Raw genomic sequence first — 25,624 nt, forward strand, 5'->3', positions numbered from 1 at the left:
TGTCACAGTCGCGGTACGAGCGTGCTGCGGACGAATTTGAGGACATGAGTTGAACGAGATTCTTCACGCGGTTTTCAGCACGGAGGGCTTTTTCCTCGGCACGCTGGTGCCTTTCCTGTTCGTGCTGACCGTGGTCGTGTTCGTCCACGAGATGGGCCATTACCTCGTCGGCCGCTGGTGCGGCATCGGCGTAAAGGCCTTTTCGATTGGCTTCGGCCCGGAACTCTTCGGCTTCAATGACAGCCATGGCACACGCTGGAAACTCTGCGCCATTCCGCTTGGCGGCTATGTCAAATTCGTCGGCGACATGAATGCCACATCGAGCCAGCCCAGCTCGGAGGAGCTCGAATCGCTGACCAATGCCGAACGCAAGATTGCCTTTCACACGCAGCCGGTCTGGAAGCGCGCGGCGACTGTGGTGGCCGGCCCGTTGTTCAACTTCCTGCTGACGATTGCCGTCTTTGCGGTGCTGTTTTCCGCCTATGGCCGCCCTGTGATGGAGCCGATGGTGGCTGAAGTCACCGCCGGCAGTCCTGCGGCCAGGGCTGGCATCCTGCCTGGTGACCGATTCGTCAGCGTCAACGGCAGCAAGGTCCAGACTTTCTCCGACGTCCAGCGCCTGGTTTCGGGCCGCGGCGGCGATGCCATCACCTTCGTCATGCTGCGCGACGGCAAGGAGATCACTGCCACGGCGACGCCGGAGCTGATGGAGCAGCAAGATGGGCTGGGCAACAAGGTCAAAGTGGCCGTGATCGGCGTCGTCAACAATCAGGAATTTGGCCAACCCAGGCTAGTCACTTACAACCCGATCGAAGCGGTAGGGGCGGCGGTCGAGGAGACGGGATACATCATTCAGCGCACCGGTCAGTTCCTGCAGCGTTTCGTCGTCGGGCGCGAAGACAAATGCCAGCTGGGCGGCCCAATCAAGATCGCAAAGATGTCGGGGCAGGCGGCAAAATTGGGCTTCGACTGGCTTGTGCAACTTGTCGCGCTGCTGTCGGTCGGCATCGGCATTCTCAACCTTTTGCCGATTCCCCCCCTCGACGGCGGCCATCTCTTGTTCTACGGCGTGGAGGCCGTCATTCGGCGACCGGTGTCGGAGCGGATGATGGAGATGGGCTATAGGGCTGGCTTCATGCTCGTGTTGGGCTTCATGGGGTTCGTTTTCTGGAACGATCTGTTTGGGTGCTGAAATCATGAAGAAATTTGGCTTCGGCACAGCCAACGTTGAGACGCCGTTTACCATGCGTGGGGATATGCGTGACGCGAAAGCCACGCAACAGGGTTAAGTAAATACAAATTAACCAGGAGCCTTGCGTGTAGGGAAAATCCGGTTAATACGGTAGGGGAAATTACCGCACGTCCGGTTTTCTCGCCGTGGGGACTTCGAGAAAAGGTACAAAAGCCCGATGAAGGCAGCATCCAAGTTTTTGAGCGCCGCGTCCGCGGTGGCCCTGTCCGCCGCTCTGGTCGTGCCAGGTGCGCTCGCAGTGCAATTCGTTGCCACATCGGCGGCCGAGGCCGCTGTTGTCTCAAGAGTTGAAGTCAGCGGCAATCAGCGTGTCGACGCCGACACGATCCGCAACTACATCACAATCAAGCCCGGCAAGGCCTTTTCCAGCGCCGATATCGACGATGCGGTCAAGGCGCTGTTCGGCACCGGGCTGTTCTCGGACGTCCAGATCAACCAGGTCGGTTCGTCGCTGGTCGTCAAGGTTTCCGAATATCAGGTCGTGAACCAGGTGCTGTTCCAGGGCAACAAGAAGCTCAAGGACAACGCCCTTGCGGCCGCGGTTCAGTTGAAGCCGCGCGGAACATTCTCGCAGCAGGCGCTCGATGCCGATGTCGAGGCGGTCAAGGCCGCCTACAGGCGTATCGGTCGCGACGACGCCGCCGTGACCACCCAGATCATGGATCTCGGCGACAACCGCGTGAACGTGGTCTTCAACATCAACGAAGGCGGCCGCACGCAGATCGCCGCGGTCAATTTCGTCGGTAACAGCGCCTATTCAAGCCGTCGCCTGTCCGACGTCATCTCGACCAAGCGCTCGACCTTCCTCTCGTTCGTGCTGCGCGACGACGTCTATGACGACGACAAGCTGCGCGCCGATCAGGAGCTGCTGCGCCGTTTCTATTACAATCACGGCTATGCCGACTTCCAGGTCGTTTCCGCGGTCGGCGAGCTCGACGAGACCACCAATAAGTACACGGTGACCATCACCGTGCAGGAAGGAGATCGCTACACATTCGGCGATGTCAGCGTCGAGAGCACCATTCCCGAGGTCGACGGTGCGTCGCTGCAGTCGGTGGTCGAGACCCACAAGGGCGATGTCTACAACGCCAAGAACGTTGAAGACACCATCATCGCGCTGACCGAGAAGGTTGCCGGTTCCGGCTATGCCTTCGCTCAGGTGACGCCGCGCGGCGACCGCAATTTCGAGAACCACACCATTTCGGTGGTCTATACGATCGACCAAGGCACCAAGGCCTATGTCGAACGCATCGAGATTCGCGGCAACGACCGGACACGCGACTATGTCATTCGTCGCGAATTCGACGTCAGTGAGGGCGATGCCTTCAACCAGGTTCTCATCCAGCGCGCGAAGAAGCGGCTGGAAGCGCTCGATTACTTTGAAAAAGTCGAGGTTTCCACCGTGCCCGGCTCTGAGCCAGACCAGGTGGTGCTCGTGGTCGACGTGGTCGAGAAATCGACCGGCGAGTTCTCGGTTGGCGCCGGCTATTCGACCGGTGGCGACACGTCAGGCCCGTCCATCGAAGGCTCGATCACCGAGCGCAACTTCCTCGGGCGCGGCCAGTTCATCAAGTTATCGGCGGGCGGCGGCAAGAATTCGCGCGACTACAGCTTCTCCTTCACCGAGCCCTATTTCCTTGGGCGGCGTATCGCTGCCGGTTTCGATGTCTTCAACCGGACCAGGAACTATGACGAATACGAGAGCGAGACGATAGGCGCGACAGTGCGCTTCGGCCTGCCGATCACCGACAACATCTCGACGCAGCTGGCGTATAATATCTCGCAGGAGAAGTATAAGCTCGATGACGACTGCGATGTTGACAATGATGGCGAGCCCGACGCCGGCTGCGACGTCTCTGAGGCAATCTTTGAAGGTATTCAGGAAAGCCCGTGGCTCAAGTCGTCGGTCAGTCTCGGCCTGGTCTACAACACCATCGACGACATGAAGAACCCGCATGAGGGCATCTACGCCAATGTCACCACGGAGGTGGCCGGGCTCGGCGGTGACGCCAAGTTCGTCAAGGTGACGGCGCGTGGCAGCGTCTACCAGACATTGTCGGAGCAGCTTGATCTGGTCGGCTTGGTTTCGGGCGGGGCAGGCCACGTCCAAGGCTTTGGCGGCGGCGATCTGCGCATCTTCGATCATTTCCAGAGCAGTGACCGCATGATCCGCGGCTTTGCCTATGGCGGCATCGGCCCCGTCGACTCGGACGGATTTGATGACCATCTCGGCGGCACCACCTATTTCAACGCCTCGGCGGAAGCCCAGTTCCCAATGCCGGTCATTCCGGAGAGCTTCGGCCTGCGCGGCGCGGTCTTCGCCGATGCGGCAACGCTCTATGGCAGCAAGGTCAGTGCTGATTTGGTCGATCAATCGACAACCGACATGCAGTGGCGCGCCTCGGTCGGCGTTGGTCTGATGTGGGCGTCGCCGTTCGGCCCGATCCGCATCGACTATGCGATCCCGGTCCTCAAGGAAGACACCGACGACGTGCAGGAATTCAACTTCGGCATATCGACCCGCTTCTGATCGGCGGCAACGATGTTTCCGGGCCGTTGGGGCCCGGAAGAGAGTGATCCGACACTACAGCGCCGCGCGTCCTCTTGGACGCGCAAAGAACGCTGTAGCACTTTGATTTTGCGCATGATCCCCAGCGAAAATCGATTCCGATTTTCCGGGTCATACGCTAGCTGGATATAGCTTCTGGAATGACCGATCCGGTGTTCTTCGCGCCCTCACGCCGGTATACGGCTGGCGAAGTCGCGAATCTGACCGGCTCGGTGCTTGTCGATTCCGGCCAGTCCGACATATCGATCGAAGCCTTGGCACCGGCGAGCGAAGGCGGCGAGCATGCCCTTGTCTTCGTCGACGGCAGACGCAACTTCGCGCTGATGCAATCGCTGCGGGCGGCGGCAGTCCTCTGTCCCGCCGAATTTGCCGGCAAGGCGCCGGCGGGTGTCGCGGTTCTGGTCCATCCGCGCCCGCAACAGGCTTTCGCGATGGTCGGACGCCTTCTTTTCCCGGCTGCCGCCACACCGGCGCCGATGACCGGAGAAACCGGTATCTCACCGCATGCCCATATCGATCCTTCGGCGCACATTGAGGCCGGCGCGATCATCGAGGCCGGCGCGATCATCGGCCCCCGCGCTTCTATCGGCAGCGGAAGCGTCATTGCTCCTCATGCCGTTATCGGTCCCTCCTGCCAGTTCGGCCGCGATGGCTATGTCGGTCCGGGCGCCAGCATCCAATACGCCCTGATCGGCAACCGCGTCATCATCCATGGCGGCGCCCGCATCGGTCAGGACGGTTTTGGCTTCGTGGCCGGCGCCAAGGGCCCGGAGCGCGTCCCGCAAATCGGCCGGGTCGTTATCCAGGACGATGTCGAGATCGGCTCGAACACCACGGTCGATCGTGGCGCCATGTCCGACACGATCATCGGCCAGGGCACCAAGATCGACAATCTGGTGCAGATCGCCCATAACGTCCGCATCGGCCGCAACTGCATAATCGCCGGTCTTTCGGGTATTTCCGGTTCCGTAACGGTGGGCGACAACGTCACCATGGGTGGCGGTGTCGGCCTTGCGGATCACCTGACCATAGGGACAGGGGCCAAGCTTGCCGCAAGAAGCGGGTTCATGAGCAACGTCCCTGCGGGCGAGATTTGGGGAGGGTATCCGGCACAGCCGATGGCGGAAGCCATGCGGGAGATCGCGGCCCTGCGAAGACTGGCCAGGGCGCGCAAATCCGGCGACGGAGGGAATAGCTGAGATGGTGGCGGCGACGACGCTCGAGGCGGTCGACATATTGGGGCTGATGAAGCTCCTGCCGCATCGCTATCCGTTCCTGATGATCGACCGCATTATCGACATCGATGGCGACGAGTCCGCTATCGGCATCAAGAACGTGACCATAAACGAGCCGCATTTTCAGGGTCATTTCCCGGACCAGCCGGTTATGCCCGGCGTGCTGATCGTCGAGGCGATGGCGCAGACGGCCGGCGCCATCTGCATCCGCAGCCTTGGCACCGAAAAACCGTCGCTGGTCTATTTCCTGACCATCGACAACGCCAAATTCCGCAAACCGGTCGTTCCCGGCGACCAGTTGAAGATCCATGTGAAGAAAATCAAGAAACGCGGCAACCTTCTCAAATTCGCCTGCGAGGCTCTGGTCGACGGCGTCAAGGCCGCGGAAGCCGAGATCTCGGCGATGATGGTTACGAGCGACTGACGATCGAATGCTTATGAAAATCCAGACAGTGATCCATCCATCTTCGGTCATCGAGGCAGGCGCTAAAATCGGCGAAGGCGTCCGCATCGGGCCGTTCTGCCACATCAGCGCCGACGCAGTGATCGGCGACCGCGTCGAACTGGTCAGCCATATCTCGGTAATGGGCGCGACCACCGTCGGGGCGTCGACCAAGGTCTATCCGATGGCGACACTGGGCGCGCCGCCGCAGAACACCAAGCACAAGGGCGGCCGCACCACGCTGGTCATCGGTGAGAACTGCACGATCCGCGAAGGCGTGACCATGCATCTCGGCACCGATTCCAGCCGCGGCGAGACGACGATCGGCGACAATGGCAACTTCCTTGCCTACGCCCACATCGCCCATGACTGCATCGTCGGCAATAACGCCACCTTCGCCAATGGAGCGACGTTGGGCGGCCATTGCGAGATCGGCGACAACGTCTATATCGGTGGCCTCACCGCCGTTCATCAGTTTGTCCGCGTCGGCGACAACGCCTTTCTCGGCGGTTGCTCGGCAATCGTCGGCGATGTCATTCCCTACGCCATCGCCGTCGGCAATCGCGCCAAACTTCGCGGCCTCAACATCATCGGCCTGAAGCGCGCCGGCCTGCCGCGCTCCGAGATCCATACGCTGCGAAAGGCCTACAGGACGATCTTCGATCGCTCCCGAACCGTCGGCGAAAACGTCGAGTTCGCCAAGGCGGAATTCGCCTCGTCACCGACCGCCATGAAAATCATCGATTTCATCGCCAGTCGCGGCAAACGGCACTATGCCGTCCCGTCGCTTAGGGGTGGCGACGGCGACGATGCAGATGACGAAGATTGAGGCCACCCGGACGGGCCTTGATCTTGCGCCAGATGCCAGGGTCGGCATCATCGCCGGCGGCGGCAGTTTGCCGGTCGAAGTTGCGATCAGTCTGGCCGGACAAGGCTACCCGCCCGTCATTATCCTGATCGAGGGCGAAGTCGACCGCAAGTCCGACCTCAGCGGCTACGAGCATGAGAGCCTCGCTCTGGAAGACATCGGTTCGCTGGCTTCGTTACTGAGGCGTCGACGGATCAGCCATCTCGTCCTTGCCGGCGAGATCAGGCGCCGGCCGAGACTGATCGACATGCGCCCGAGCCTCGGCTTGCTGGCTGTGGCGCCGTCGGTGGTCATGGCGCTTGCCCGTGGTGACGACGGTCTGTTAAAGGTTTTGACGCGGGCTCTGGAGGCGCGTGGGGTCAAGGTCGTCGGCGCCCATGAGATCGTGCCGGAACTGGTCGCGGCCGAAGGGACGTTGACCAAGGCAGCGCCGCGCAAATCCGACTGGCGCGACATCGAAGCGGCGCATGCGGCGGCAAAGGCCATCGGCGCGCTGGATATCGGCCAGGCAGCTGTCGCGATCGGCGGCCGCGCCATCGCGCTGGAAGGCGTCGAGGGCACCGATGGATTGCTTGATCGAACAAGGCAGTTGCGCGGCCATGGCAGACTTGCCGGCAGAACGCGCGGCGTCCTGGTCAAATGCGCCAAGCCCGGCCAGGAGTTGCGCGCGGACCTGCCCTCCATCGGCCCACAGACGATCGAGGCGGCGCATGCCGCCGGACTTGCCGGCATTGCCGTCGAAGCCGGCCGCTCGCTGGTTCTTGAAGGCCCCACCGTCGTCGCACGCGCCAATGCGCTCGGCCTGTTCGTGATTGGCCTGCCCGCTGCGGAGCCGGCGCATGGCGACTGACAAACCGCTGAAGATCGCCATCGTTGCCGGCGAGGAATCCGGCGATCTGCTTGGTGCCGACATCGTGGAGGCGCTCAAGCGCGCGACCGGCCGCGAGGTCCGGCTCGTCGGCATCGGCGGCCGCCATTTGCAGGCGCTCGGCCTCACGCCGCTCTTCGACGGCGGCGAGATCGCGCTGATGGGCTTGAGCGCCATCCTGCGCGACCTGCCGCGCCTGATGCGGCGGATCAGCCAGACGGCCAGCGCGGTCGCTGGTGGAAAGCCCGACTGTCTCGTCACCATCGACAGCCCGGATTTTTCGCTGCGCGTGGCGAAGAAGGTTCGCGCCGCCGATCCGACGATCCCGATCGTTCACTATGTCTGCCCGAGCGTCTGGGCGTGGCGACCGGGCAGGGCGGTGGCGATGAAACCGTATGTCGACCATATCCTCTGCATCCTGCCTTTCGAAGTGAAGGAGCTCGCACGCCTCGGCGGTCCGCCCGGCACCTATGTCGGCCATCGCCTCACACATGATCCGGGCGTGCTCGGCGCTGCCAAGGCGCAAAGCCTGCCGCGCGATCTGTCCGACGATCGTGTGAAGACACTGCTTGTGCTGCCCGGCTCGCGTCGCGGCGAGGTGCGACGGCTGGTCGGCCCATTCGGCAAGACGATCTCGATCCTGCGCGCGCGCGGACACCGCTTACGCCTGCTGTTGCCGACGGTGCCGCATGTCGCCGACCTGGTCAGGGCTTCGGTCGCAAGCTGGGACGAGAAGCCGGAGATCATCCTTGATCCCGAGCGCAAATGGCAGGCCTTCGGCAAGGCCGATGCGGCGCTGATCGCATCGGGAACGGTGTCGCTGGAGTTGGCGCTGTCGGGTGTGCCGATGATCTCCTGCTACCGGCTCGATCCGGTCATGCGGATGGCCCAGCGCCTGATCACCGTATGGAGCGCCGCCTTGCCAAATCTCATCGCCGACCGTCCGGTCGTGCCGGAAAACTACAACGAATATGTGCGGCCGCGTTATCTGGCGCGGCAGTTGGAGGCGCTGTTTTCCGACACCCCCTATCGCGCATGGCAGAAGGACGGTTTTGCCGAGGTGGCCAGACGCATGGCCGTCGACAGACCTTCGGGCGACATCGCAGCGGGGGTCGTGATGAAGTACATCAACGGGTGAGTAGTGAGTAGTGAAGAAAATTCCTATTTACTACTCACTACTCACTTTTTCTTTTTACCGCTTCGCAATCGGCACGTAATCGCGTTCCGGCGCACCTGTATAGAGCTGGCGCGGGCGGCCGATCTTCTGGTGCGGATCCTCGATCATCTCTTTCCACTGCGCGATCCAGCCGACGGTGCGGGCGACTGCGAACAGCACCGTGAACATGGTGGTGGGGAAGCCCAGCGCCTTCAGCGTGATGCCGGAATAGAAATCGACGTTCGGATAGAGCTTCTTCTCAATGAAATAGGAGTCGGTCAGCGCGATCTTTTCCAGCTCCATGGCGATGTCGAGCAGCGGATCGTCCTTGATGCCGAGTTCGCCCAGAACCTCATGTGCGGTCTTCTGCATGATCTTGGCGCGCGGATCGTAGTTCTTGTAGACGCGGTGGCCAAAACCCATCAGCCGGAACGGGTCGTTCTTGTCTTTGGCGCGGGCGATGAATTCCGGGATGTGGTCGACATGGCCGATCTCGCCCAGCATGTTCAAGGCCGCCTCGTTGGCGCCGCCATGGGCCGGTCCCCACAGGCAGGCGATGCCGGCTGCGATGCAGGCAAACGGATTGGCGCCCGACGAGCCGGCGAGGCGGACGGTCGATGTCGAGGCGTTCTGCTCGTGATCGGCGTGCAGGATAAAGATGCGCTCCATCGCGCGGGCCAGCACCGGGTTGATCTTGTATTCCTCGCACGGCACGGCAAAGCACATATGCAGGAAGTTGGCCGCGAAATTCAGCTCGTTCTTCGGGTAAATGAAGGGCTGGCCGATGTGATATTTGTAGGCCATCGCCGCGATCGTCGGCATTTTCGCGATCAGCCGCATCGATGCGACCATGCGCTGATACGGGTCCGAGATGTCGGTGGAATCGTGATAGAAGGCCGACAGCGCGCCGACCACGCCGCACATCACCGCCATCGGGTGCGCGTCGCGGCGAAAGCCGGTGAAGAAGCGCGACATCTGCTCATGCACCATGGTGTGGCGCGTCACCCGGTAGTCGAAATCGTCCTTCTGCGCCTTGGTCGGCAATTCGCCGTAGAGCAAGAGATAGCAGACTTCGAGGAAGTCGCCATGCTCGGCCAGCTGGTCGATGGGATAGCCGCGATGCAAAAGGATGCCGGCATCGCCGTCGATGAAAGTGATCTCCGACTCGCAGCTTGCCGTCGACGTGAAGCCGGGATCGTAGGTGAAGGCCCCGGTGGTGCTGTAAAGCGAGCCGATATCGATGACATCAGGTCCGACCGAGCCGCTTCGCACCTTGAGTTCGTGAGTTTTGCCGCCGAACTCAAGTTTTGCAGTCGACGCCTGGGTTTTGCCGCCAAATTCCATTTTTGTCGCAGCTTCGGACATTGCAAACTCCTTTTGGTTTTCTCATGCCGGCAAAGGCGAAATATCTGCAACGCAACACGTCGAAAGGATCGGAGTCCGCGCGTTTGCGCCCGCAATTGGATTTGCGTGCCAAATTGGGCCAAGACCTAATGTTGCACTGCGAAACCCACCTTTCAATGCCAATCTTCTTGGGCCAGTTTTGCTAATCGATTTGATCCGCGACGCGCGCCAGGCTTTCCTCGCGGCCAAGCACGGCAAGCACGTCGAACACGCCGGGCGAGGTGCTCTTGCCGGTGAGCGCGGCACGCAAAGGTTGGGCCACGGCGCCGAGCTTATGGCCGCCGGCCAGCGCATATTCGCGGATCGCGGCTTCCGCCGCTTCGGCCGTCCAGTCGCCTGAAATCGTCTTCAGCGCCACGTGCGCGCCCCGCAGGATCTCGCGCGCCTCACCGCCGAGCAATGCAGCCGCCTTCTCGTCGATCGGCAGCGGGCGCTCGGCAAACAGGAAGGCGGCACCGTCGGCCAGCTCAACCAGCGTCTTGGCGCGCTCCTTCAGGCCGGGCAGGGCGGCAAGCAACTGCGCCTTGCGCGTGTCGTCGAGGCGCGCGGCGATCGCCGGGCCGCCTTCGAGATAGGGCAAGGTGGCGATGAAGATATCGAGCAATTCGGCGTCGTTCATGCGGCGCATGTGCACGCCGTTCAGCGCCTCGAGCTTGGCGAAGTCGAAGCGGGCGGCTCCCTTGTTGACGTCGCCGATGTCGAACCACGCAATCATGTCGGCGATCGACATGATTTCGTCGTCGCCGTGGCTCCAGCCGAGCCGCGCCAGGTAGTTGAGCAGTGCTTCGGGCAGATAGCCCATGGCACGATAGGCTTCGACGCCGAGGGCCCCGTGCCGCTTCGACAGCTTGGCGCCGTCGGCGCCATGGATCAGCGGGATATGCGACATCGACGGCACGTCCCAGCCCATGGCTCGATAGATCACCATCTGGCGGGCGGCATTGGTCAGATGGTCGTCGCCGCGGATGATGTGGGTGATGCCCATGTCATGGTCGTCGACGACGACGGCATGCATATAGGTCGGATTGCCGTCCGAGCGCAGGATGATGAAATCGTCGAGATCCTTGTTGGGAAAGCGGACATCGCCCTGCACGAGGTCATGCACCACCGTCTCGCCGTCGGCCGGCGCCTTGATGCGGATGGCGCCCTTGGCGCCGGCCGGCGCCTCCGACGGGTCGCGATCGCGCCAGCGGCCGTCATAGCGGGGAGGCAGCCCCTTGGCCCGCGCGCTCTCACGCATCGCCTCCAGCTCAGCCGGCGTCGCATAGCAGTAATAGGCCTTGCCGAGGCGTACCAGCTCCTCGGCGACAGCGCGGTGGCGCGGCGCGCGCTCGAACTGCGATACCGGCTCGCCGTCCCAGGTGAGGCCGAGCCAGGAGAGCCCCTCGAGAATGGCGGCGGTTGCCGCATCGGTCGAACGCTCACGATCGGTGTCTTCAATGCGCAGCAGCATCTTGCCGCCGGTGTGTTTCGAATACAGCCAGTTGAACAGCGCCGTCCGGGCCCCGCCAATATGCAGGAAGCCGGTGGGCGACGGGGCAAAACGGGTGACGACCTTGTCGGACATGGAACTCTCGGGCAAGTGCAGGAAACCGATGTGGTTGCGCGGACTTTCGCGCGTCGCGCGTTCATGTAGCATAGGAGGTCAAGGGCGCAAGGGGCAGACCCGATGGCTGGACCAGGCCGCGGCGTGGACGAGAGCGAGGGCGCGATCGCGAGCGTCAGCGAACGATCGCTGTTTGCCGACGTTTCTCCCGTCGAGCCGCTACCCGTTTCGCTGCCTGCGTCGCACCCCGGCATCCAGCCTCTCTCGCCGGACCGCTCCGCGCCAATACCCGGGCCTGTCGTTCATTTCCGCCGTCTTTCACTATCCGCTCTCCGCAACAGCGTGGTTTCGGCGGCGGGCATGGAGCTCGACCGCGGCGTCGCCTTCCTGCTGGTGCCGGTTTTCCTGGCATCCGGAGTGATCGTCTATTTCTCGCTTGCCGTGGAACCGGACTTTCCGCAGCCCATTGCCGTGGTGGTCCTCACGGCATTGTGCGCAGCGGTCACGCGGTCATGGCGCAAAACACATTTGTGTTTCATGGCAGCGTTGCTGTGCGCGCTCGGTGTGCTCGCCGCCAAGGTTGAAACCTGGCGCGCGGGAACGCAGATGCTCGGTTCGGTAATCCAGACCCAACTCACCGGCCGCGTCGTCAGGCTCGACCAGATGGCGAACGGCCGGATCAGGCTGACCCTCGACGTGATATCGACCGCCCGGCCGACACTGCGTTATGCACCGGAACGTGTCAGGGTTTCGGCACGCAAAATTCCCGCTGAGATGACCGCAGGCTCGGTGGCAACCGGCTATGCAAGGCTTTTGCCTCCGACTGGCCCGGTTCGGCCCGACAGCTATGACTTCTCCTTTGACAGCTATTTCGCCGGTATCGGCGCCAGTGGCTTTTTCCTCGGCAATCCGAAGATCGTCGCTTCCGAAGATGCACCGTTAGCAGCGCGCCTTTCTTCGTCGATCGAAAAGGCGCGTGAAACCATCGCCGACCATATCAGGGACAGCATCGGTGGCGCCGAGGGGGAGATTGCCGCTGCGCTGATCGTCGGCGTGCGTGCCGGCATCCCCGAAGAGATCAACGAATCGATGCGGCGCACCGGCATCTACCACATCATCTCCATTTCCGGCCTGCACATGGCGCTTGTCGCCGGCACCATCATGGGATTGCTGCGCGGCGCCTTTGCGCTGTTTCCCGATTTTTCGTCGCGCCGGCCGGTCAAAAAATATGCGGCTGCAGCCGCACTCCTTTCCATCGCTGCCTATCTCATTTTTTCCGGCATCGTGGTCGCGGCTGAGCGCAGCTTCATCATGCTGGCGGTAATGCTTGTCGCCGTGCTGTTCGACCGGGCTGCGCTCACCATGCGCAATCTTACGATTTCAGCCATCGCCGTCATCGTCGTGTCGCCGCACGAGGTGGTCGGCCCAAGCTTCCAGATGTCCTTCGCCGCGACCGCGGCTCTCGTGGGCGCCTATGCCGGCTGGTCCGACTATCGTGCCGACAAGGCCACGGCGCCGCCACAACGACGGTCACCGGCCGCTTTCGTCACGCGGAAGCTCGTCGCTGGAACAGGCACCATCGCCATGACCTCCATCATTGCCGGCAGCGCCACCGCGCTCTTCGCCATCTGGCACTTCCAGCGCGTCTCGCCGCTCAGTCTGTTTGCCAATCTGGCCGTCATGCCGATCGTCACGGTCGTCATGTTCCTGGCGGTCGTCAGCGCCTTGGCAATGCCTTTCGGCTTCGACGGACCTTTCCTCTACATGATGGGCAAGGGGCTGACGGCCATGATTGCAATATCGGGATGGATCTCCGAACGTTCGCCGGTCGATGCAGTCGGGCTGATTTCGTTGCAGTCGGTTCTGCTGGTGACGGTCGCCCTGGTCATCGCCACGATGGCGACGACATGGTTGCGGCTTGCGGCACTTCCCTTTGCGCTTGCCGGCCTGCTGACGATTTCCGAGACGCGAACCCCCGACGTGCTGATCTCGGAGGATGCGCATCTGGTGGCGCTGCCGATCGGCGGCGGCGAACTTGCCGTCAACCGGGTGCGCTCGAACGAATTCACCACCGACAACTGGAAACATGCGCTGACTTCAGCGACCATTGTCGAGCCGGAGACGTTCGAAAAAGGAGACGTGCGGTTCGACATCGCCGACCCGGCCGACCTGCCGCCGGGAGCGCCTTTCTATTGCACTGCCGGCCTGTGCCTCGCCCGGCATCCGTCCGGCGCGATCATCGCGCTCGCCGACGACCGCAAAATCGCGCGGCCAGCCTGTGCCTTTGCGGACTTGATCGTCATCGACGATGCCACGGCCTATTATAATCCCTGCCGCAACCCGCTGGTCCTCGTCGTGACCAAACGGCAGCTCGCTCGCATGGGCAGTGCCGCCGTCTTTTTCGATCCGCTATCGGCGACGACGCGCGCAGAAATCCGTTTTGCCGTCAAACAGCCATATAGGCCTTGGCATGAGCAGCGGAGATTTTCTCGCGAGGCTAGGGGCCTGCCGCCATACCGTAAGCCTGAGAAACCCAAGAAAGCTGCCGTTCAGTAACGTCGGATCAATCCGACGAGCTTGCCTTGCACCTTGACCCGGTCCGGCCCGAAGATGCGCGTCTCATAGGCCGGGTTGGCGGCTTCCAGGGCGATCGAGGCGCCTTTGCGGCGGAACCGCTTCAGCGTCGCTTCCTCCTCGTCGACCAGGGCGACAATGATCTCGCCAGGCTGGGCGGTGTCGGCGTTGCGAATGATGACCGTGTCGCCGTCGAAGATGCCGGCCTCGATCATCGAATCACCCTTGACCTCCAGCGCGTAGTGCGCGCCGCCTGTGATCATGTCCGGTGGCACCGAGATCGAATGCGTCTGGTGCTGGATGGCATCGATCGGCACACCGGCAGCGATGCGGCCCATCACCGGAATGGAGACGGTGGCAACGACGTCGTCGTCATTGCCGGCCGCAGGCATGCGTGACGGCGCCGGCTTGATCTGTCGGCCGAGGCTGCCCTGCCCAAGGCTGCCCTGAATGACGCTCGGCGAGAATTTGCGCGCCGCATTGAGGCCGGGCGCGATCGAATCGGGCAAGCGCAGCACTTCCAGCGCGCGGGCGCGGTTGGGCAGCCGGCGAATGAAGCCGCGCTCCTCCAGCGCCGTGATCAGCCGATGGATTCCCGATTTGGACGCGAGATCGAGCGCTTCCTTCATCTCGTCAAACGAGGGCGGAATGCCGCTTTCCTTCAGCCGCTCGTGGATGAACATCAGCAGCTCATGTTGTTTGCGTGTCAGCATCGCGACCCCCAACAGAATCAGAAAAACAAACCCAGAACAAACACTATCTGTTCCAGTTGTGTTCCGCAACTGTTTAAAGTTTAATGAATGTGTTGACGTTTTGTTCAGCGTAGCATCAGCACGGTGCAGGCGGCACCTGTCGCGGCGGGGGGAGCGAATGGCTCGCGCACGATCAGCCCGTTGGCGTCGGCCAGCATTCTGAGCATCGAGGAATCCTGGATGCCGAACGGCGTCGCCTTGAGCGTGCCCGCGTCTTCCTTCACCACGGCGCGTACATAGTCCTGCCTGATATCGTTGGCCGCCATGGCGGCACCGAGCCGCGCCTGACGCATGTCCTGCCGGTAGGCGCGTCCGCCAAGCCGCGCAAGCAGCGGCTTCAGGAAGAGCTGCGTGCAGACTAGGCTCGCCACCGGATTGCCGGGCAGGCCGATGCAGCGGATGTCGCCCAGCCGACCGAACATCAGCGGCTTGCCGGGCCGCATGGCGATCTTCCAGAAATCGAGCGTCATGCCTTCGCCGGTCAGCACGTCGTGGACGAGGTCGTGGTCGCCGACCGAGGCGCCGCCCAGCGTGACGATGACGTCAGCCCCTGCGTTAACCGCCTTTTTCACCAGCGCGGCAATCGCCTCTTTGCGGTCGGGGGCGATGCCGAGGTCGAGCGCGCTGGCGCCGACCGAGCGGGCCGCGGCAGCGACGCCATAGGCGTTGGACGAGATGATCTGGTCCGGGCCAAGGTCGCTGCCTGGCGGCAGCAATTCGTCGCCGGTGGCGATGATGGCGACCAGCGGCCGTTTCACCACGCTGACCTGCGGATGGTTGGCCGACGCCGCCAGCGACAACGCCGCCGGATCAAGCAGGCGGCCTTTCTCCAGCAGAACGTCGCCCTTCGAGAAATCGAGCCCGAGGCGGCGGATGTTGCGGCCTTCAACCGTCGACGCGGTCACTTCGATGCTGCCGCCGCCGAGGTCGCGGACATTCTCCTGGATGACGATGGTGTCAGCGCCTGCGGGAAGCGGCGCGCCGGTGAAGATGCGCACGGCCTGCGCCGGGCCGACTGTTCCGGCAAAGCCGCGTCCGGCCGGCGCCATGCCGATCACCGCAAGTGTTGCCGGCGCGGAGGCGACATCCTCGGCCCGCACGGCATAGCCGTCCATGGCGGACGCGTTGAAGGGCGGCTGGGTGCGGAGCGCCGTGAGCGGGTCCGCCAGTATCCGGTCGGCGGCGTCCATCAGGGTGAGGCTTTCAGCTTGCAAGGGCGCAGCATCTTCAAGCAGGCGCTCGAGCGCGTCGGCAACCGGAAGCAGCGCCATTATTGGCCTGCCCCTTGGGCGCTTACTTTGTAGACGCCGGATTTGCCGCCGGTCTTTTCCACCAGCCTGATGCCGGAGATCACCATGGCGCGGTCGACCGCCTTAGCCATGTCGTAGATGGTCAGGCAAGCGACCGAGACGGCGGTCAGCGCCTCCATCTCGACGCCGGTCTTGCCGGTGACGCGGGCCAGCGCCGTGACCTTCAGGCCAGGCAGCGTCGCGTCCGGTTCGATGTCGACGGATATCTTGGTCAACAGCAGCGGGTGACAGAGCGGGATCAGCTCATGCGTCCTCTTGGCCGCCATGATGCCGGCGATGCGCGCCGTGCCCAGCACGTCGCCTTTCTTGGCATCGCCGTCGAGGATCATCTTCAGCGTTTCTGGCCGCATCGAGACAAGACCTTCGGCGATCGCCGTGCGGGTCGTTTCCGCCTTGTCGCCGACATCGACCATATTGGCTTCGCCTTTCGCGCCAAGATGGGTGAGGGCAGCCGTCATCGTCAGACGGCCTTAGAACGACGTGCGTCCGTTTGGACGCACATAGCATGCTCTAACACTTTGGATTTATGCATCGTGCTCTCCGAAAATCGATTCCGATTTTCGGGCCGATGCATGAGCCGGCGCCTTACCCGTCAAAAGCAGGTGCGTTGCGGCGGCCACGTCCTGTTGCCGCATCAGGCTCTCGCCGACGAGGAAGGTGCCGATGTCGCTTTTTTCCAGCCTGCGGCAATCTTCGTGCGAGAAAATACCGCTCTCGCTGACCAGCAGGCGGTCGGCCGGCACCATCGTCGCGAGCCGCTCCGAAGTATCGAGACTGGTTTCGAACGTCCGGAGGTTGCGGTTGTTGATGCCGATCAGCCGTGACGACAGTTTCAGCGCGCGTTCCGTCTCGGCTTCGTCATGCACCTCGACCAGCGCGTCCATGCCGAGCTCGAAAGCCGTCATTTCGAGCTCCCTGGCCACGGCGTCATCGACGCTCGCCATGATGATCAGGATGGCGTCAGCGCCCCACGCACGGGCTTCGAACACCTGATAAGGCTCGAACAGAAAATCCTTGCGCAAGGCGGGCAATGTCACGGCACTGCGCGCATCGGTGAGGAATTCAGGCGCGCCCTGGAAGGACGGCGCGTCGGTCAGCACCGAGAGGCAGGCGGCGCCACCTTTCGCATAGGCCCTGGCCAGTGCCGGCGGATCGAAATCGGCTCGGATCAGGCCCTTGGAAGGGCTCGCCTTCTTGATCTCGGCGATCAGCGCGAAGCTGCCGGATTTGCGCCTGGCTTCAAGGGCCGAGAGAAAGCCGCGCGGCGCATCGGTGTCCTTCGCCCGCGCCTTGATCTCGGCAAGCGGCACGCGCGCCTTCGCCGCCGCGATCTCGTCGCGCTTGTAGGCTTCGATCTTGCGCAGGATATCAGACACGGCTCTATCCGTTCGAAATCTCGACCAGCCGGTCGAGCACTTGCAGCGCCCGGCCGCTGTCGATGGCTTGCGCCGCCGTCGCCATGCCGTCGGCAAGCATCGTCGCCTTGCCAGCCACCACCAGTCCGGCGCCGGCGTTCATCAGCACCGTATCACGAAAGGCGCCGGCGGCGCCGCCCAGCATGTCGCGTAGCGCCTGGGCGTTATAGGCGGCGTCGCCGCCGCGCAACTCGTCCTTGGTGTGCCGCTTCAGCCCGACTGCTTCCGGGGTTAGCGTAAAGCTGCGGATCTCACCGCCGACCAGCTCGGCCACTTGGGTTTCGCCAGTGGTGGTGATTTCGTCATAGCCGTCGCCATGGGCGACCCAGGCGTGTTCGGCGCCCAATGCCTTCAGCGTCTCGGCCACCGGCATGATCCATTCCGGCAAGAAGACGCCAACCATCTGCCTGCTGACACCAGCCGGATTGGAGAGCGGGCCAAGCAGGTTGAAGATGGTGCGGGTGCCGAGCTCGACGCGGGTCGGGCCGACATGCTTCATCGCCGGATGATGCGCCGGCGCGAACATGAAGCCGACGCCTGCATCGTGGATGCAGCGGCTGATCGTTTCCGGCGGGATATCGATCTTGACGCCGAGCGCGGTCAGCACGTCGGCGGCGCCGGTCTGCGAGGACAGTCCGCGATTGCCGTGCTTAGCCACCGGCACGCCGCAAGCGGCGACGACGAAGGCGGAAGCGGTCGAGATGTTGACGCTGTGCGAATTGTCGCCGCCGGTGCCGACGATGTCGATGGCGTCAGCGGGCGCATCGACACGCAGCATCTTGGCGCGCATCGTTGCGACGGCGCCGGAAATCTCGCTCACCGTCTCGCCGCGCACCCGCAGCGCCATCAGGAAGCCGCCGATCTGGCCGGGCGTAGCGTCGCCCGACATGATGATGTCGAAGGCCTCGCGCGCCTCCTCGAAGGAAAGGGCGGTGCCTGCGGCGACCTTTGCGATATGGGTCTTGAGCGCGCTCATCTGGTCAGGGCTTGGGCAACAGCTGTCTGATCGATACGAACGTCGTATTGCGTCTGCAACTGCGCCACCAACTGGTCGAGCAGGTCGTCGGACATGCCGGATGTGAAGGATTTCTGCGCGTCGTCCGGCACCGAGCTGGCGTCGGCTCCGGCAGGCTCGAAGACTTCGGCAATCTTGAACAGGATCTGTCCGTCGCCGGTGGGCGAGGGGATCAACCCGGTCCCGCCTTCGCCTTCGCCGAACATCGCTGCCGCCCCTTCCTTGCCGAAATCGACGTCGTCCGCCTCGCGCTTGACGCCGCGCTTGGTCTGCTTCTCGAGCTTGAGCTCGCTTGCGATTACATCGAGCGTGGTGCCGGCCTTGAGACGCTTTTCGAGTTCAACCGCTTTTGCGGTGAGCCGCTTGGTCGTTTCCGCCGCCGTCCAGTCGGCCACTACCTTCTGGTGGACTTCATCCAGCGTGCGGTCGCGGGCCGGCGTGATCGAATCCACCTCGTAGAACACGAAGCCGTTGCCGGCGGTGGTGAGGTCGGGATTCTCGGTGCCGGGTTCGGCGTCGAACACCGCCTTGATGAGATCCGGCGATTCCGGCAGGTCGTTGACGATGGTGCCGTCCGGCCTCTGGCCGGTGCGATCGATCGCATCGATAGTGACGACCTTCAGCTTCAGTTTTTCGGCAGCTTGCGTAAGCGTGCTGCCCGAAGCGCGCATGTCTTCGTAGTTGTCATGCACGTCCAGCAGAATGCGGCTTGCCTCGCTCAACGCCAGATCCTTGCGGATCTCGGCGGACACTTCGGCCAGCGGCTTCACCACTTCGGGCTTGATGTCGGTGACGCGCAGCAGCACCGCACCAAAGGCGCCCTGAACGACCGGGCTGATCTCGTTGGCGTTGAGCGCGAAGGCGGCGTCGGCCACCGCCTTGTCGGCAATCTTGTCCTTGGGCAGCGTGCCAAGCAGCGTGTCGGCTTGCGTCTTGCCTTCGGCGGCAACGATCTTGTCGAAGGTCGCGCCGGTCTTGAGTGAATCGAGCGCGGCCTTGGCGGCATCAGGCGTCTTGAACACGAGCTGTTCGATGGTGCGCGTTTCCGGCGTGGTGTAGCGCCCCTTGTTCTTGTTGTAGTCGTCGCTGACCTGTTGGTCGGTCACGGCACTCAGATCCATAATGTCTTGCGGCTCGAGCCTGACATAGGAGAATTTGCGGTATTCAGGCGCCGCATAGGTCTTCTTGTTTTCCTCGAAATAGGTCGAAAGCACGCTGTCGGACGGCGCTTCAATCGGCTCGACCAGCGATTTCGGTAAAGTCAGGTAGTCGATGGTGCGGTCTTCGCCACGATAGAGCGCGACCGCCTTCAAGAAGGTATCCGGGGTCTTGAGACCGTCCGAAACCGCCTCGACGATCTGCTGGCGCACAGCCACCTGGGCGCGATTCCTGAGATAGTCTTCAGGCCGCATGCCGACCTGTTGCAGTATGTATTCGAAAGTCCTTCTGTCGAAGGTGCCGCCGGGGCCCTTGAAGGCCGGGTCCTCATGCGTGAGTTGGGCCAGGCGGTCCTTGGACAGCCCAAGCCCGAGCTTGCGGGCCTGCTCATCGAGCACTGCACCCGACACGAGTTGCGCCAGCACCTGGTTGTCCAGGCCGAGCGCCGTCGCCTGCTCGCGGCTGATGCGCTGGCCGAATTGCTGCGACATCACGCTGATCTGGCGATCATAGGCGAGACGATACTCGTTGATCGATACTTTGGTGCCTCCGGCCGTGATAACCGCGTCGTGGCCTGCAAAACCACCCAGAAGCTGTCCCGAAATGCCCCAGACGGCGAAGCTCAACACCAACAATATCAGCAGCGCCTTCGCCACCCAGGTCCCCGCCGCGCTTCTCAAGATACCAAGCATGTCACTTCCGATTTTTTGCGCATTTTCGCATGCGCCGAGTCTGAAACAAGCGCAATAGCGTCCTTCCGGCCCACTGTCGATTGCTTTGTGGGCTGAGTTTGGTAGTGAGGACGCAGCCGAATGTTGCCCGGAGAAACAAATCCCATGACGCCAGGAATCCGCCCGCTGGTCGCAGGCAACTGGAAAATGAACGGCACCAGCGCCTCGCTCAACGAACTCAGGATGATCGGCAACGGCTTCATGAGTGGGCTCGATGCGGAGACCGAAGCGCTGGTCTGCGTTCCGGCGACGCTGCTTGCGCACGCCGCAGAGATTTTGTCGCGCACGCCGGTCCGGGCCGGCGGCGAGGATTGCCACACCAAGGAGAGCGGCGCCCATACCGGCTGCATTTCGGCCGAGATGCTGAAAGATGCGGGCGCCAGCCACGTCATCGTCGGTCATTCCGAACGCCGCGCCGATAACAACGAGGACGACGCGATCGTTCAGGCCAAGGCGTCCGCTGCGTGGCGGGCCGGGCTGGTGGCCATCATCTGCATCGGCGAGACGAGAGCCGAACGCGAAGCTGGCGCTACACTCGACGTGCTGTCGCGCCAGATCGCCGGCTCGGTGCCGCCCAACGCCACGGCGTCGAATACCGTCATCGCCTACGAGCCGGTATGGGCGATCGGCACGGGGCTGACGCCGACCGCCGCCGACGTTACGGAGGCGCATGCGCATATTCGCGAAAAACTGTCGGAAAAGCTTGGCAGTGCAGCGGCGAAGATGCGTATCCTCTATGGCGGCTCGGTCAAGCCGTCGAACGCCGTCGAACTGCTTGGCGTGAAAAATGTCGACGGCGCGCTGGTCGGCGGCGCCAGTCTGAAGGCGGCGGACTTTCTCGGCATCGCCGAAGCCTATCGAAATATCTCGTAGCAGCCAGATCCTGTCGGGCACCTCGGATAGGCCATGCCGCAGCGGAAATCGTTGCAAAGGGCGCATTGCTTCCCATATTCCGGCCACGGGCTTGGAAATGCCGTCAAAGCATTGTATTGAGCCGCCTCCAAATCACCGGTCGTATCCACGGCCGCGCAAGGCTTTGCCAGGATAAACTATGGAAACCGTACTAATCGTCGTCCACCTCATGGTCGTGCTCGCTCTTGTCGGTGTGGTGCTGCTGCAGCGCTCCGAAGGCGGCGGCCTCGGCATCGGCGGCGGATCGGGCTTCATGACCGCGCGCGGCGCCGCCAACGCGCTGACGCGGGCGACGGCGATCCTGGCCGCGGCTTTCTTCGCCACCTCGCTGACGCTGTCGATCATCGCCCGTTACGGCGAGAAGCCGATCGATATTCTCGATCGCGTGCCGGCGGCGAACGGCGCGGGTGGTGGCGTGCTCAACCAGTTGCCTGGCACCACGGCGCCGACGCCGCCTTCCGGCAACACGGCACCTTCCGGCAACACGGCACCAACGCCACCTTCCGGCAATGATGCCGCAGCTCCGGCTCCCGCTGCGCCGCCTGCAGCGGGTTCGACCACACCGCCGGCCACAAACGGCGTCACCCTGCCAGTAACGCCGCAGGTCCCAAACCAGTAATCGGCAGGCGTCCGGCGCCGCGATCTGTTGTTGTTTGAACACAGTCGCGGCAAATGCCGCACGATCACGACGATTCGACCGGGCACGGCACGACAGGGCGCTTGAGGCGTCTCCGCTTAATCGATTATAGATTGCGCGCGGCACTTTCGGGGTCCTTGGGGGACGCCGGGCGACGCCGTGGGCAACAAGCATTGAACGATCGGATCTTCGCCATGCAGCTTCGCAGCTTCATTTTAGCCGGCCTTTGTGCCGTGCTCAGCCTTGGTGCGCCCGCTTACGCGGCTATGCCGGCGGGCAATTCGGCCTCTAAAGCCGCAGTGACAACTGACGTCGTCAACGTCGCCGCCAAAAGCGACACGGCGCAACTAAGACTCCTCAAGAAGAAGAAAAAACCGACCTCGGACGATCTTGCCCAGATCAGCAAGCTCGAAGCCAAGATCGCGGCCGACAAGGAGGCCGCTCGAGCCAAGGCGGTCGAAGCCAGGAAGCTGGCGATGCGGGAGGCGGCCAAAGCCAAGGCCGACGCGGAACGGCAGGCGTTTCTTGCCAAGAAGGGCCTTGCCAAGAAAGATAAGCCTGCCCAGTTGGCCGACGCCAAGCCGGCTAAGAAGAAGATCATCGAACCGGTTCAACCCATCGCACCGATCCAGTCGGCCGAACTAGGTTCCGCCGAGGCCATGAACGTCGCGCTGGTCCGCAACAACGGCGAATTGCGCAGCGAGCCGGTCGGACAGAAGCCGCAGAACGTCGGACTCTTTGCCGGCCTGTTCGGCGGCACCGCCTCGTCCTCTTCAATGTCGCTGCTCCCCGAGACGCGCGCTCTTGACGCCGCACTCGCCAGGAAGGAAGCCAAGAAACAGTTCACGGTAAAGCCGGAGTTCGTGCCGCAGAGCGTGGAGTTCACCGGCTACAATCCCGGCACCATCGTCATCGATACAAGCGCGCGCCGCCTCTATCTCGTCGAGTCCTCGTCGACGGCCCGCCGCTACGCCATCGCCGTCGGCCGTGACGGCCTGCAGTTCAAGGGCACGGTCGCGGTCGGCGATAAGCAGGAATGGCCGCGCTGGATCCCGACGCTCGACATGCAGAAGCGCGAACCGAAGAATTATGGCCGGTACAAGGACGGCATGCCCGGCGGCGGCGACAATCCGCTCGGCGCGCGCGCCATCTATCTCTACGAAGGCAAGAAGGACACGCATCTGCGCATTCACGGCACCATCGCGCCGCAGTCGATCGGAACGAGCGCCTCCAATGGCTGCTTCCGCATGATCAACGAGCACGTCATGGACCTTTACCGCAGGGTGAAAGTCGGCACCAAGGTCGTCATCATCTGACGTTTTTAACCATACTGCCGAAAGGGCCGGCCTCGCCGGCCCTTTTGTTTTGCTCATCCATCGCCACAGCGCCTTCTTGGGAAAAAGCCTTCGCGGCGGTTTTTTCTCTGGCGGAATCAATTCGGCCGCGTTAAGCGATGACTCCCATGGCGCGATATGTATTCATCACAGGCGGCGTGGTCTCCTCACTCGGAAAAGGCATCGCTGCAGCGGCCCTTGGGGCTCTCTTGCAGGCGCGAGGCTATCGCGCACGCATAAAGAAGCTTGATCCCTATCTCAATGTCGATCCCGGCACGATGTCGCCATACCAGCATGGCGAGGTCTTCGTGACCGATGACGGCGCCGAGACCGATCTCGATCTTGGCCATTATGAGCGCTTCACCGGTCGTTCGGCCAACCAGCAGGACAACATCACAACCGGCCGCATCTACAAGAACATCATCGAGCGGGAGCGGCGCGGCGACTATCTCGGCGCCACGGTGCAGGTCATTCCGCACGTTACCGACGAGATCAAGAATTTCGTCCTCAACGGCAATGACGATTACGACTTCGTCCTGTGCGAGATCGGTGGCACCGTCGGCGACATCGAGGCGATGCCGTTCCTGGAGGCGATCCGCCAGCTCGGCAACGACCTGCCGCGCAACAACGCCGTCTATGTGCATCTGACGCTTATGCCCTACATCCCGACGGCGGGCGAATTGAAGACCAAGCCGACCCAGCATTCGGTCAAGGAATTGCGCGGCATCGGCATCGCGCCCGACATCCTGCTGGTCCGCGCCGACCGTCCCATCCCTAGGGAAGAGCGCCGTAAACTGTCGCTGTTCTGCAACGTGCGCGAAAGTGCGGTCATCCAGGCACTCGACGTGCCGCACATCTACGACGTGCCGATGGCCTATCACAATGAAGGGTTGGATTCGGAAGTGCTGGCCGCTTTCGGCATAGATCCGGCGCCGAAGCCGCGTATGGAGCCCTGGCAAGCGGTGTCGAAGCGCATCCACAATCCGGAAGGCGAGGTGACCATCGCCGTCGTCGGCAAATACACCGGTCTCAAGGACGCTTACAAATCGCTGATCGAGGCGCTGTCGCATGGCGGTCTTGCCAACCGCGTCAAGGTCAAGCTCGACTGGATCGAGAGCGAAATATTCGAGAAGGAAGATCCTGCGCCGTGGCTGGAGAAGGTCCATGGCATTCTGGTCCCCGGCGGCTTTGGCGAGCGCGGCGCGGAAGGCAAGATCTTGGCGGCGAAGTTCGCCCGCGAGCGAAAAGTGCCGTATTTCGGCATCTGCTTCGGCATGCAGATGGCCTGCATCGAGGCAGCGCGTTCGCTGGCCGGCGTCGAGCATGCCTCGTCGACCGAATTCGGCCCGACCGAGGAACCGGTCGTCGGCCTGATGACCGAATGGCTGAAAGGCAACATGCTGGAGAAGCGCAGGGAAACCGGCGACCTCGGCGGCACCATGCGGCTCGGCGCCTATCAGGCGGACCTCGCCAAGGGCTCGAAAATCGCCGACATCTATGGTGACACGCAGATTTCCGAGCGTCACCGCCACCGCTATGAGGTCAATGTCGACTACAAGGAGCGGCTCGAGGATTGCGGCCTGGTCTTTGCCGGCATGTCGCCGGACGGCGTCCTGCCGGAGACGGTCGAATATCCAGACCATCCCTGGTTCATCGGCGTGCAGTACCACCCCGAACTAAAAAGCCGGCCACTCGACCCGCATCCACTGTTTGCCAGCTTCATCGAAGCGGCAGTGGAACAGTCGCGATTGGTCTAGGCCTGCCGCCCGGCTGCCGTGCAAACCTATGTCGCTCTGCTTTACAGCATCGTCCTGGGCGAGGGACGCCGGGTCGTCATGTCCGATCTCAGGGCTATGGCGCAAGGCCTGGGGCTGAGCAACCCGCGCACGCTGGTGGCGACCGGCAATCTGGTCTTCGAGGCGCAAGAAACGGAAATTGCAGTGCTGGAAGGGCGGCTCGAAGCAGCGTTCGAGGCAACCTTCGGCCGCCATGTCGATATCATCGTGCGCTGCGCAAATGACTGGTTGATGCTTGCGGCCGGCAATCCGTTTCCCGCCGAATCGGCTGCCGCCGCGGACCAGGTGGCGGTGCGCGTAATGCGCAAGCCCGTTCCGGCGGAAGCCGTCGCGGCGCTGGACGCCTATGTCGGCAAGGATGAAAAGATGCGGGCGGTCAGCGGCGACATCTGGGTCGTCTTTTCCCGCGAAACGCCAAGTTCGCGATTGCTTGCGGCGACAAGCCATAAACGTCTCGGTGTCGGCACGTCGCGCAACTGGAACACAGTCCGCAAATTGGCGGAGATGGTTGGCGGATAGGCGCTTTCCCTTCTCCCCTTGTGGGAGAAGGTGTCGCCGAAGGCGACGGATGAGGGGTGTTCCAGGGAACGCCAACGTCTCACTCCGCTGGAACACCCCTCAACCGTCTCGGCGCTGCGCGCCGATCCACC

Annotated in this window: 21 protein-coding genes; 13 read left to right on the forward strand and 8 right to left on the reverse strand. The window is 62.8% G+C overall.

Annotation, left to right across the window (positions count from 1 at the left end; genetic code table 11):
* The first annotated feature begins 49 nt into the window (after positions 1 to 49).
* The 7 genes from rseP to lpxB all read left to right on the forward strand — a co-directional run bounded on the left by rseP (position 50) and on the right by lpxB (position 8,372).
* On the forward strand, positions 50 to 1,192 hold the full coding sequence (gene rseP, locus EJ075_RS27485; RefSeq protein WP_126106482.1) for an RIP metalloprotease RseP: 1,143 nt from the start codon (positions 50 to 52) through the stop codon (positions 1,190 to 1,192).
* A 217-nt stretch (positions 1,193 to 1,409) separates the two neighbouring features.
* Positions 1,410 to 3,782 carry an outer membrane protein assembly factor BamA gene (bamA, locus tag EJ075_RS27490; RefSeq protein WP_126106483.1) on the forward strand — a complete coding sequence of 791 codons (2,373 nt, stop codon included), beginning with the start codon at positions 1,410 to 1,412 and terminating at the stop codon, positions 3,780 to 3,782.
* A gap of 179 nt (positions 3,783 to 3,961) precedes the next feature.
* On the forward strand, positions 3,962 to 5,020 hold the full coding sequence (gene lpxD / locus EJ075_RS27500) for a UDP-3-O-(3-hydroxymyristoyl)glucosamine N-acyltransferase (protein WP_126106484.1): 1,059 nt from the start codon (positions 3,962 to 3,964) through the stop codon (positions 5,018 to 5,020).
* Positions 5,013 to 5,480: a 3-hydroxyacyl-ACP dehydratase FabZ gene (fabZ, locus tag EJ075_RS27505; protein ID WP_095485245.1), complete on the forward strand. Its 468-nt coding sequence runs from the start codon at positions 5,013 to 5,015 to the stop codon at positions 5,478 to 5,480. The genes lpxD and fabZ overlap by 8 nt, the downstream gene beginning before the upstream one ends.
* 13 nt (positions 5,481 to 5,493) lie before the next feature.
* Positions 5,494 to 6,327 carry an acyl-ACP--UDP-N-acetylglucosamine O-acyltransferase gene (gene lpxA / locus EJ075_RS27510; protein ID WP_126107484.1) on the forward strand — a complete coding sequence of 278 codons (834 nt, stop codon included), beginning with the start codon at positions 5,494 to 5,496 and terminating at the stop codon, positions 6,325 to 6,327.
* Complete coding sequence (lpxI, locus tag EJ075_RS27515) at positions 6,314 to 7,216, forward strand: UDP-2,3-diacylglucosamine diphosphatase LpxI (RefSeq protein WP_164547198.1); 903 nt, start codon at positions 6,314 to 6,316, stop codon at positions 7,214 to 7,216. The genes lpxA and lpxI overlap by 14 nt, the downstream gene beginning before the upstream one ends.
* Positions 7,206 to 8,372 carry a lipid-A-disaccharide synthase gene (lpxB, locus tag EJ075_RS27520; RefSeq protein ID WP_126106486.1) on the forward strand — a complete coding sequence of 389 codons (1,167 nt, stop codon included), beginning with the start codon at positions 7,206 to 7,208 and terminating at the stop codon, positions 8,370 to 8,372. The genes lpxI and lpxB overlap by 11 nt, the downstream gene beginning before the upstream one ends.
* A gap of 54 nt (positions 8,373 to 8,426) precedes the next feature.
* Here lpxB and gltA read toward each other — a convergent pair whose 3' ends face one another.
* Both gltA and gltX read right to left on the reverse strand, forming a co-directional pair.
* A complete protein-coding gene (gene gltA / locus EJ075_RS27525) occupies positions 8,427 to 9,755 on the reverse strand; it encodes a citrate synthase (protein WP_095485242.1) in 1,329 nt (442 codons plus the stop codon).
* Positions 9,756 to 9,936: 181 nt separating this feature from the next.
* A complete protein-coding gene (gene gltX, locus EJ075_RS27530) occupies positions 9,937 to 11,361 on the reverse strand; it encodes a glutamate--tRNA ligase (RefSeq protein WP_126106487.1) in 1,425 nt (474 codons plus the stop codon).
* A 102-nt stretch (positions 11,362 to 11,463) separates the two neighbouring features.
* On the opposite strand from gltX, the gene EJ075_RS27535 reads away from it, so the two are divergent.
* A complete protein-coding gene (locus EJ075_RS27535; RefSeq protein ID WP_126106488.1) occupies positions 11,464 to 13,896 on the forward strand; it encodes a ComEC/Rec2 family competence protein in 2,433 nt (810 codons plus the stop codon).
* On the opposite strand, the gene lexA is transcribed toward EJ075_RS27535, so the two are convergent.
* From lexA to EJ075_RS27565, 6 genes are all read right to left on the reverse strand, one after another.
* Positions 13,890 to 14,627: a transcriptional repressor LexA gene (gene lexA, locus EJ075_RS27540; protein ID WP_126106489.1), complete on the reverse strand. Its 738-nt coding sequence runs from the start codon at positions 14,625 to 14,627 to the stop codon at positions 13,890 to 13,892. The genes EJ075_RS27535 and lexA overlap by 7 nt on opposite strands.
* Before the next feature lie 104 nt (positions 14,628 to 14,731).
* Positions 14,732 to 15,937, reverse strand: a complete 1,206-nt coding sequence (glp, locus tag EJ075_RS27545; protein WP_126106490.1) for a gephyrin-like molybdotransferase Glp — start codon at positions 15,935 to 15,937, stop codon at positions 14,732 to 14,734.
* Complete coding sequence (gene moaC, locus EJ075_RS27550) at positions 15,937 to 16,434, reverse strand: cyclic pyranopterin monophosphate synthase MoaC (RefSeq protein WP_126106491.1); 498 nt, start codon at positions 16,432 to 16,434, stop codon at positions 15,937 to 15,939. Before moaC ends, glp begins: the two co-directional genes overlap by 1 nt.
* A 66-nt stretch (positions 16,435 to 16,500) precedes the next feature.
* Positions 16,501 to 17,352 (reverse strand): indole-3-glycerol phosphate synthase TrpC, encoded by an 852-nt coding sequence (trpC, locus tag EJ075_RS27555; protein WP_126106492.1) that lies wholly within the window; start codon positions 17,350 to 17,352, stop codon positions 16,501 to 16,503.
* Positions 17,353 to 17,356: 4 nt separating this feature from the next.
* Complete coding sequence (trpD, locus tag EJ075_RS27560) at positions 17,357 to 18,367, reverse strand: anthranilate phosphoribosyltransferase (RefSeq protein ID WP_095485236.1); 1,011 nt, start codon at positions 18,365 to 18,367, stop codon at positions 17,357 to 17,359.
* Positions 18,364 to 20,256, reverse strand: a complete 1,893-nt coding sequence (locus EJ075_RS27565; protein WP_095485235.1) for a SurA N-terminal domain-containing protein — start codon at positions 20,254 to 20,256, stop codon at positions 18,364 to 18,366. The genes trpD and EJ075_RS27565 overlap by 4 nt, the downstream gene beginning before the upstream one ends.
* Before the next feature lie 144 nt (positions 20,257 to 20,400).
* Here EJ075_RS27565 and tpiA point away from each other — a divergent pair, with 144 nt between their 5' ends.
* From tpiA to EJ075_RS27590, 5 genes are all read left to right on the forward strand, one after another.
* Positions 20,401 to 21,168, forward strand: coding sequence for a triose-phosphate isomerase (tpiA, locus tag EJ075_RS27570; RefSeq protein WP_095485234.1), 768 nt, complete (start codon positions 20,401 to 20,403; stop codon positions 21,166 to 21,168).
* A gap of 178 nt (positions 21,169 to 21,346) precedes the next feature.
* Positions 21,347 to 21,826 carry a preprotein translocase subunit SecG gene (secG, locus tag EJ075_RS27575; RefSeq protein ID WP_095485233.1) on the forward strand — a complete coding sequence of 160 codons (480 nt, stop codon included), beginning with the start codon at positions 21,347 to 21,349 and terminating at the stop codon, positions 21,824 to 21,826.
* Between the two features lie 212 nt (positions 21,827 to 22,038).
* On the forward strand, positions 22,039 to 23,160 hold the full coding sequence (locus tag EJ075_RS27580) for a L,D-transpeptidase (protein ID WP_126107485.1): 1,122 nt from the start codon (positions 22,039 to 22,041) through the stop codon (positions 23,158 to 23,160).
* A 137-nt stretch (positions 23,161 to 23,297) separates the two neighbouring features.
* Positions 23,298 to 24,935, forward strand: coding sequence for a CTP synthase (locus EJ075_RS27585; protein ID WP_095485232.1), 1,638 nt, complete (start codon positions 23,298 to 23,300; stop codon positions 24,933 to 24,935).
* A gap of 18 nt (positions 24,936 to 24,953) precedes the next feature.
* A complete protein-coding gene (locus EJ075_RS27590) occupies positions 24,954 to 25,493 on the forward strand; it encodes a DUF1697 domain-containing protein (RefSeq protein ID WP_126106493.1) in 540 nt (179 codons plus the stop codon).
* The last annotated feature ends 131 nt before the right edge of the window (positions 25,494 to 25,624 follow it).

Origin of the sequence: Mesorhizobium sp. M6A.T.Cr.TU.016.01.1.1 (assembly GCF_003952585.1) — a bacterium.
GTDB classification, from domain to species: Bacteria; Pseudomonadota; Alphaproteobacteria; order Rhizobiales; family Rhizobiaceae; genus Mesorhizobium; species Mesorhizobium mediterraneum.

Bases quoted from the DNA above. Each gene is read 5' to 3' on its own strand.
- bamA (WP_126106483.1), top strand. From the start codon at position 1,410: ATGAAGGCAGCATCCAAGTTTTTGAGCGCCGCGTCCGCGGTGGCCCTG.
- lpxD (WP_126106484.1), top strand. From the start codon at position 3,962: ATGACCGATCCGGTGTTCTTCGCGCCCTCACGCCGGTATACGGCTGGC.
- lpxA (WP_126107484.1), top strand. From the start codon at position 5,494: ATGAAAATCCAGACAGTGATCCATCCATCTTCGGTCATCGAGGCAGGC.
- lpxI (WP_164547198.1), top strand. From the start codon at position 6,314: ATGACGAAGATTGAGGCCACCCGGACGGGCCTTGATCTTGCGCCAGAT.
- lpxB (WP_126106486.1), top strand. From the start codon at position 7,206: ATGGCGACTGACAAACCGCTGAAGATCGCCATCGTTGCCGGCGAGGAA.
- gltA (WP_095485242.1), bottom strand. From the start codon at position 9,755: ATGTCCGAAGCTGCGACAAAAATGGAATTTGGCGGCAAAACCCAGGCG.
- gltX (WP_126106487.1), bottom strand. From the start codon at position 11,361: ATGTCCGACAAGGTCGTCACCCGTTTTGCCCCGTCGCCCACCGGCTTC.
- EJ075_RS27535 (WP_126106488.1), top strand. From the start codon at position 11,464: ATGGCTGGACCAGGCCGCGGCGTGGACGAGAGCGAGGGCGCGATCGCG.
- lexA (WP_126106489.1), bottom strand. From the start codon at position 14,627: ATGCTGACACGCAAACAACATGAGCTGCTGATGTTCATCCACGAGCGG.
- glp (WP_126106490.1), bottom strand. From the start codon at position 15,937: ATGGCGCTGCTTCCGGTTGCCGACGCGCTCGAGCGCCTGCTTGAAGAT.
- moaC (WP_126106491.1), bottom strand. From the start codon at position 16,434: ATGACGGCTGCCCTCACCCATCTTGGCGCGAAAGGCGAAGCCAATATG.
- trpD (WP_095485236.1), bottom strand. From the start codon at position 18,367: ATGAGCGCGCTCAAGACCCATATCGCAAAGGTCGCCGCAGGCACCGCC.
- EJ075_RS27565 (WP_095485235.1), bottom strand. From the start codon at position 20,256: ATGCTTGGTATCTTGAGAAGCGCGGCGGGGACCTGGGTGGCGAAGGCG.
- tpiA (WP_095485234.1), top strand. From the start codon at position 20,401: ATGACGCCAGGAATCCGCCCGCTGGTCGCAGGCAACTGGAAAATGAAC.
- secG (WP_095485233.1), top strand. From the start codon at position 21,347: ATGGAAACCGTACTAATCGTCGTCCACCTCATGGTCGTGCTCGCTCTT.
- EJ075_RS27580 (WP_126107485.1), top strand. From the start codon at position 22,039: ATGCAGCTTCGCAGCTTCATTTTAGCCGGCCTTTGTGCCGTGCTCAGC.
- EJ075_RS27585 (WP_095485232.1), top strand. From the start codon at position 23,298: ATGACTCCCATGGCGCGATATGTATTCATCACAGGCGGCGTGGTCTCC.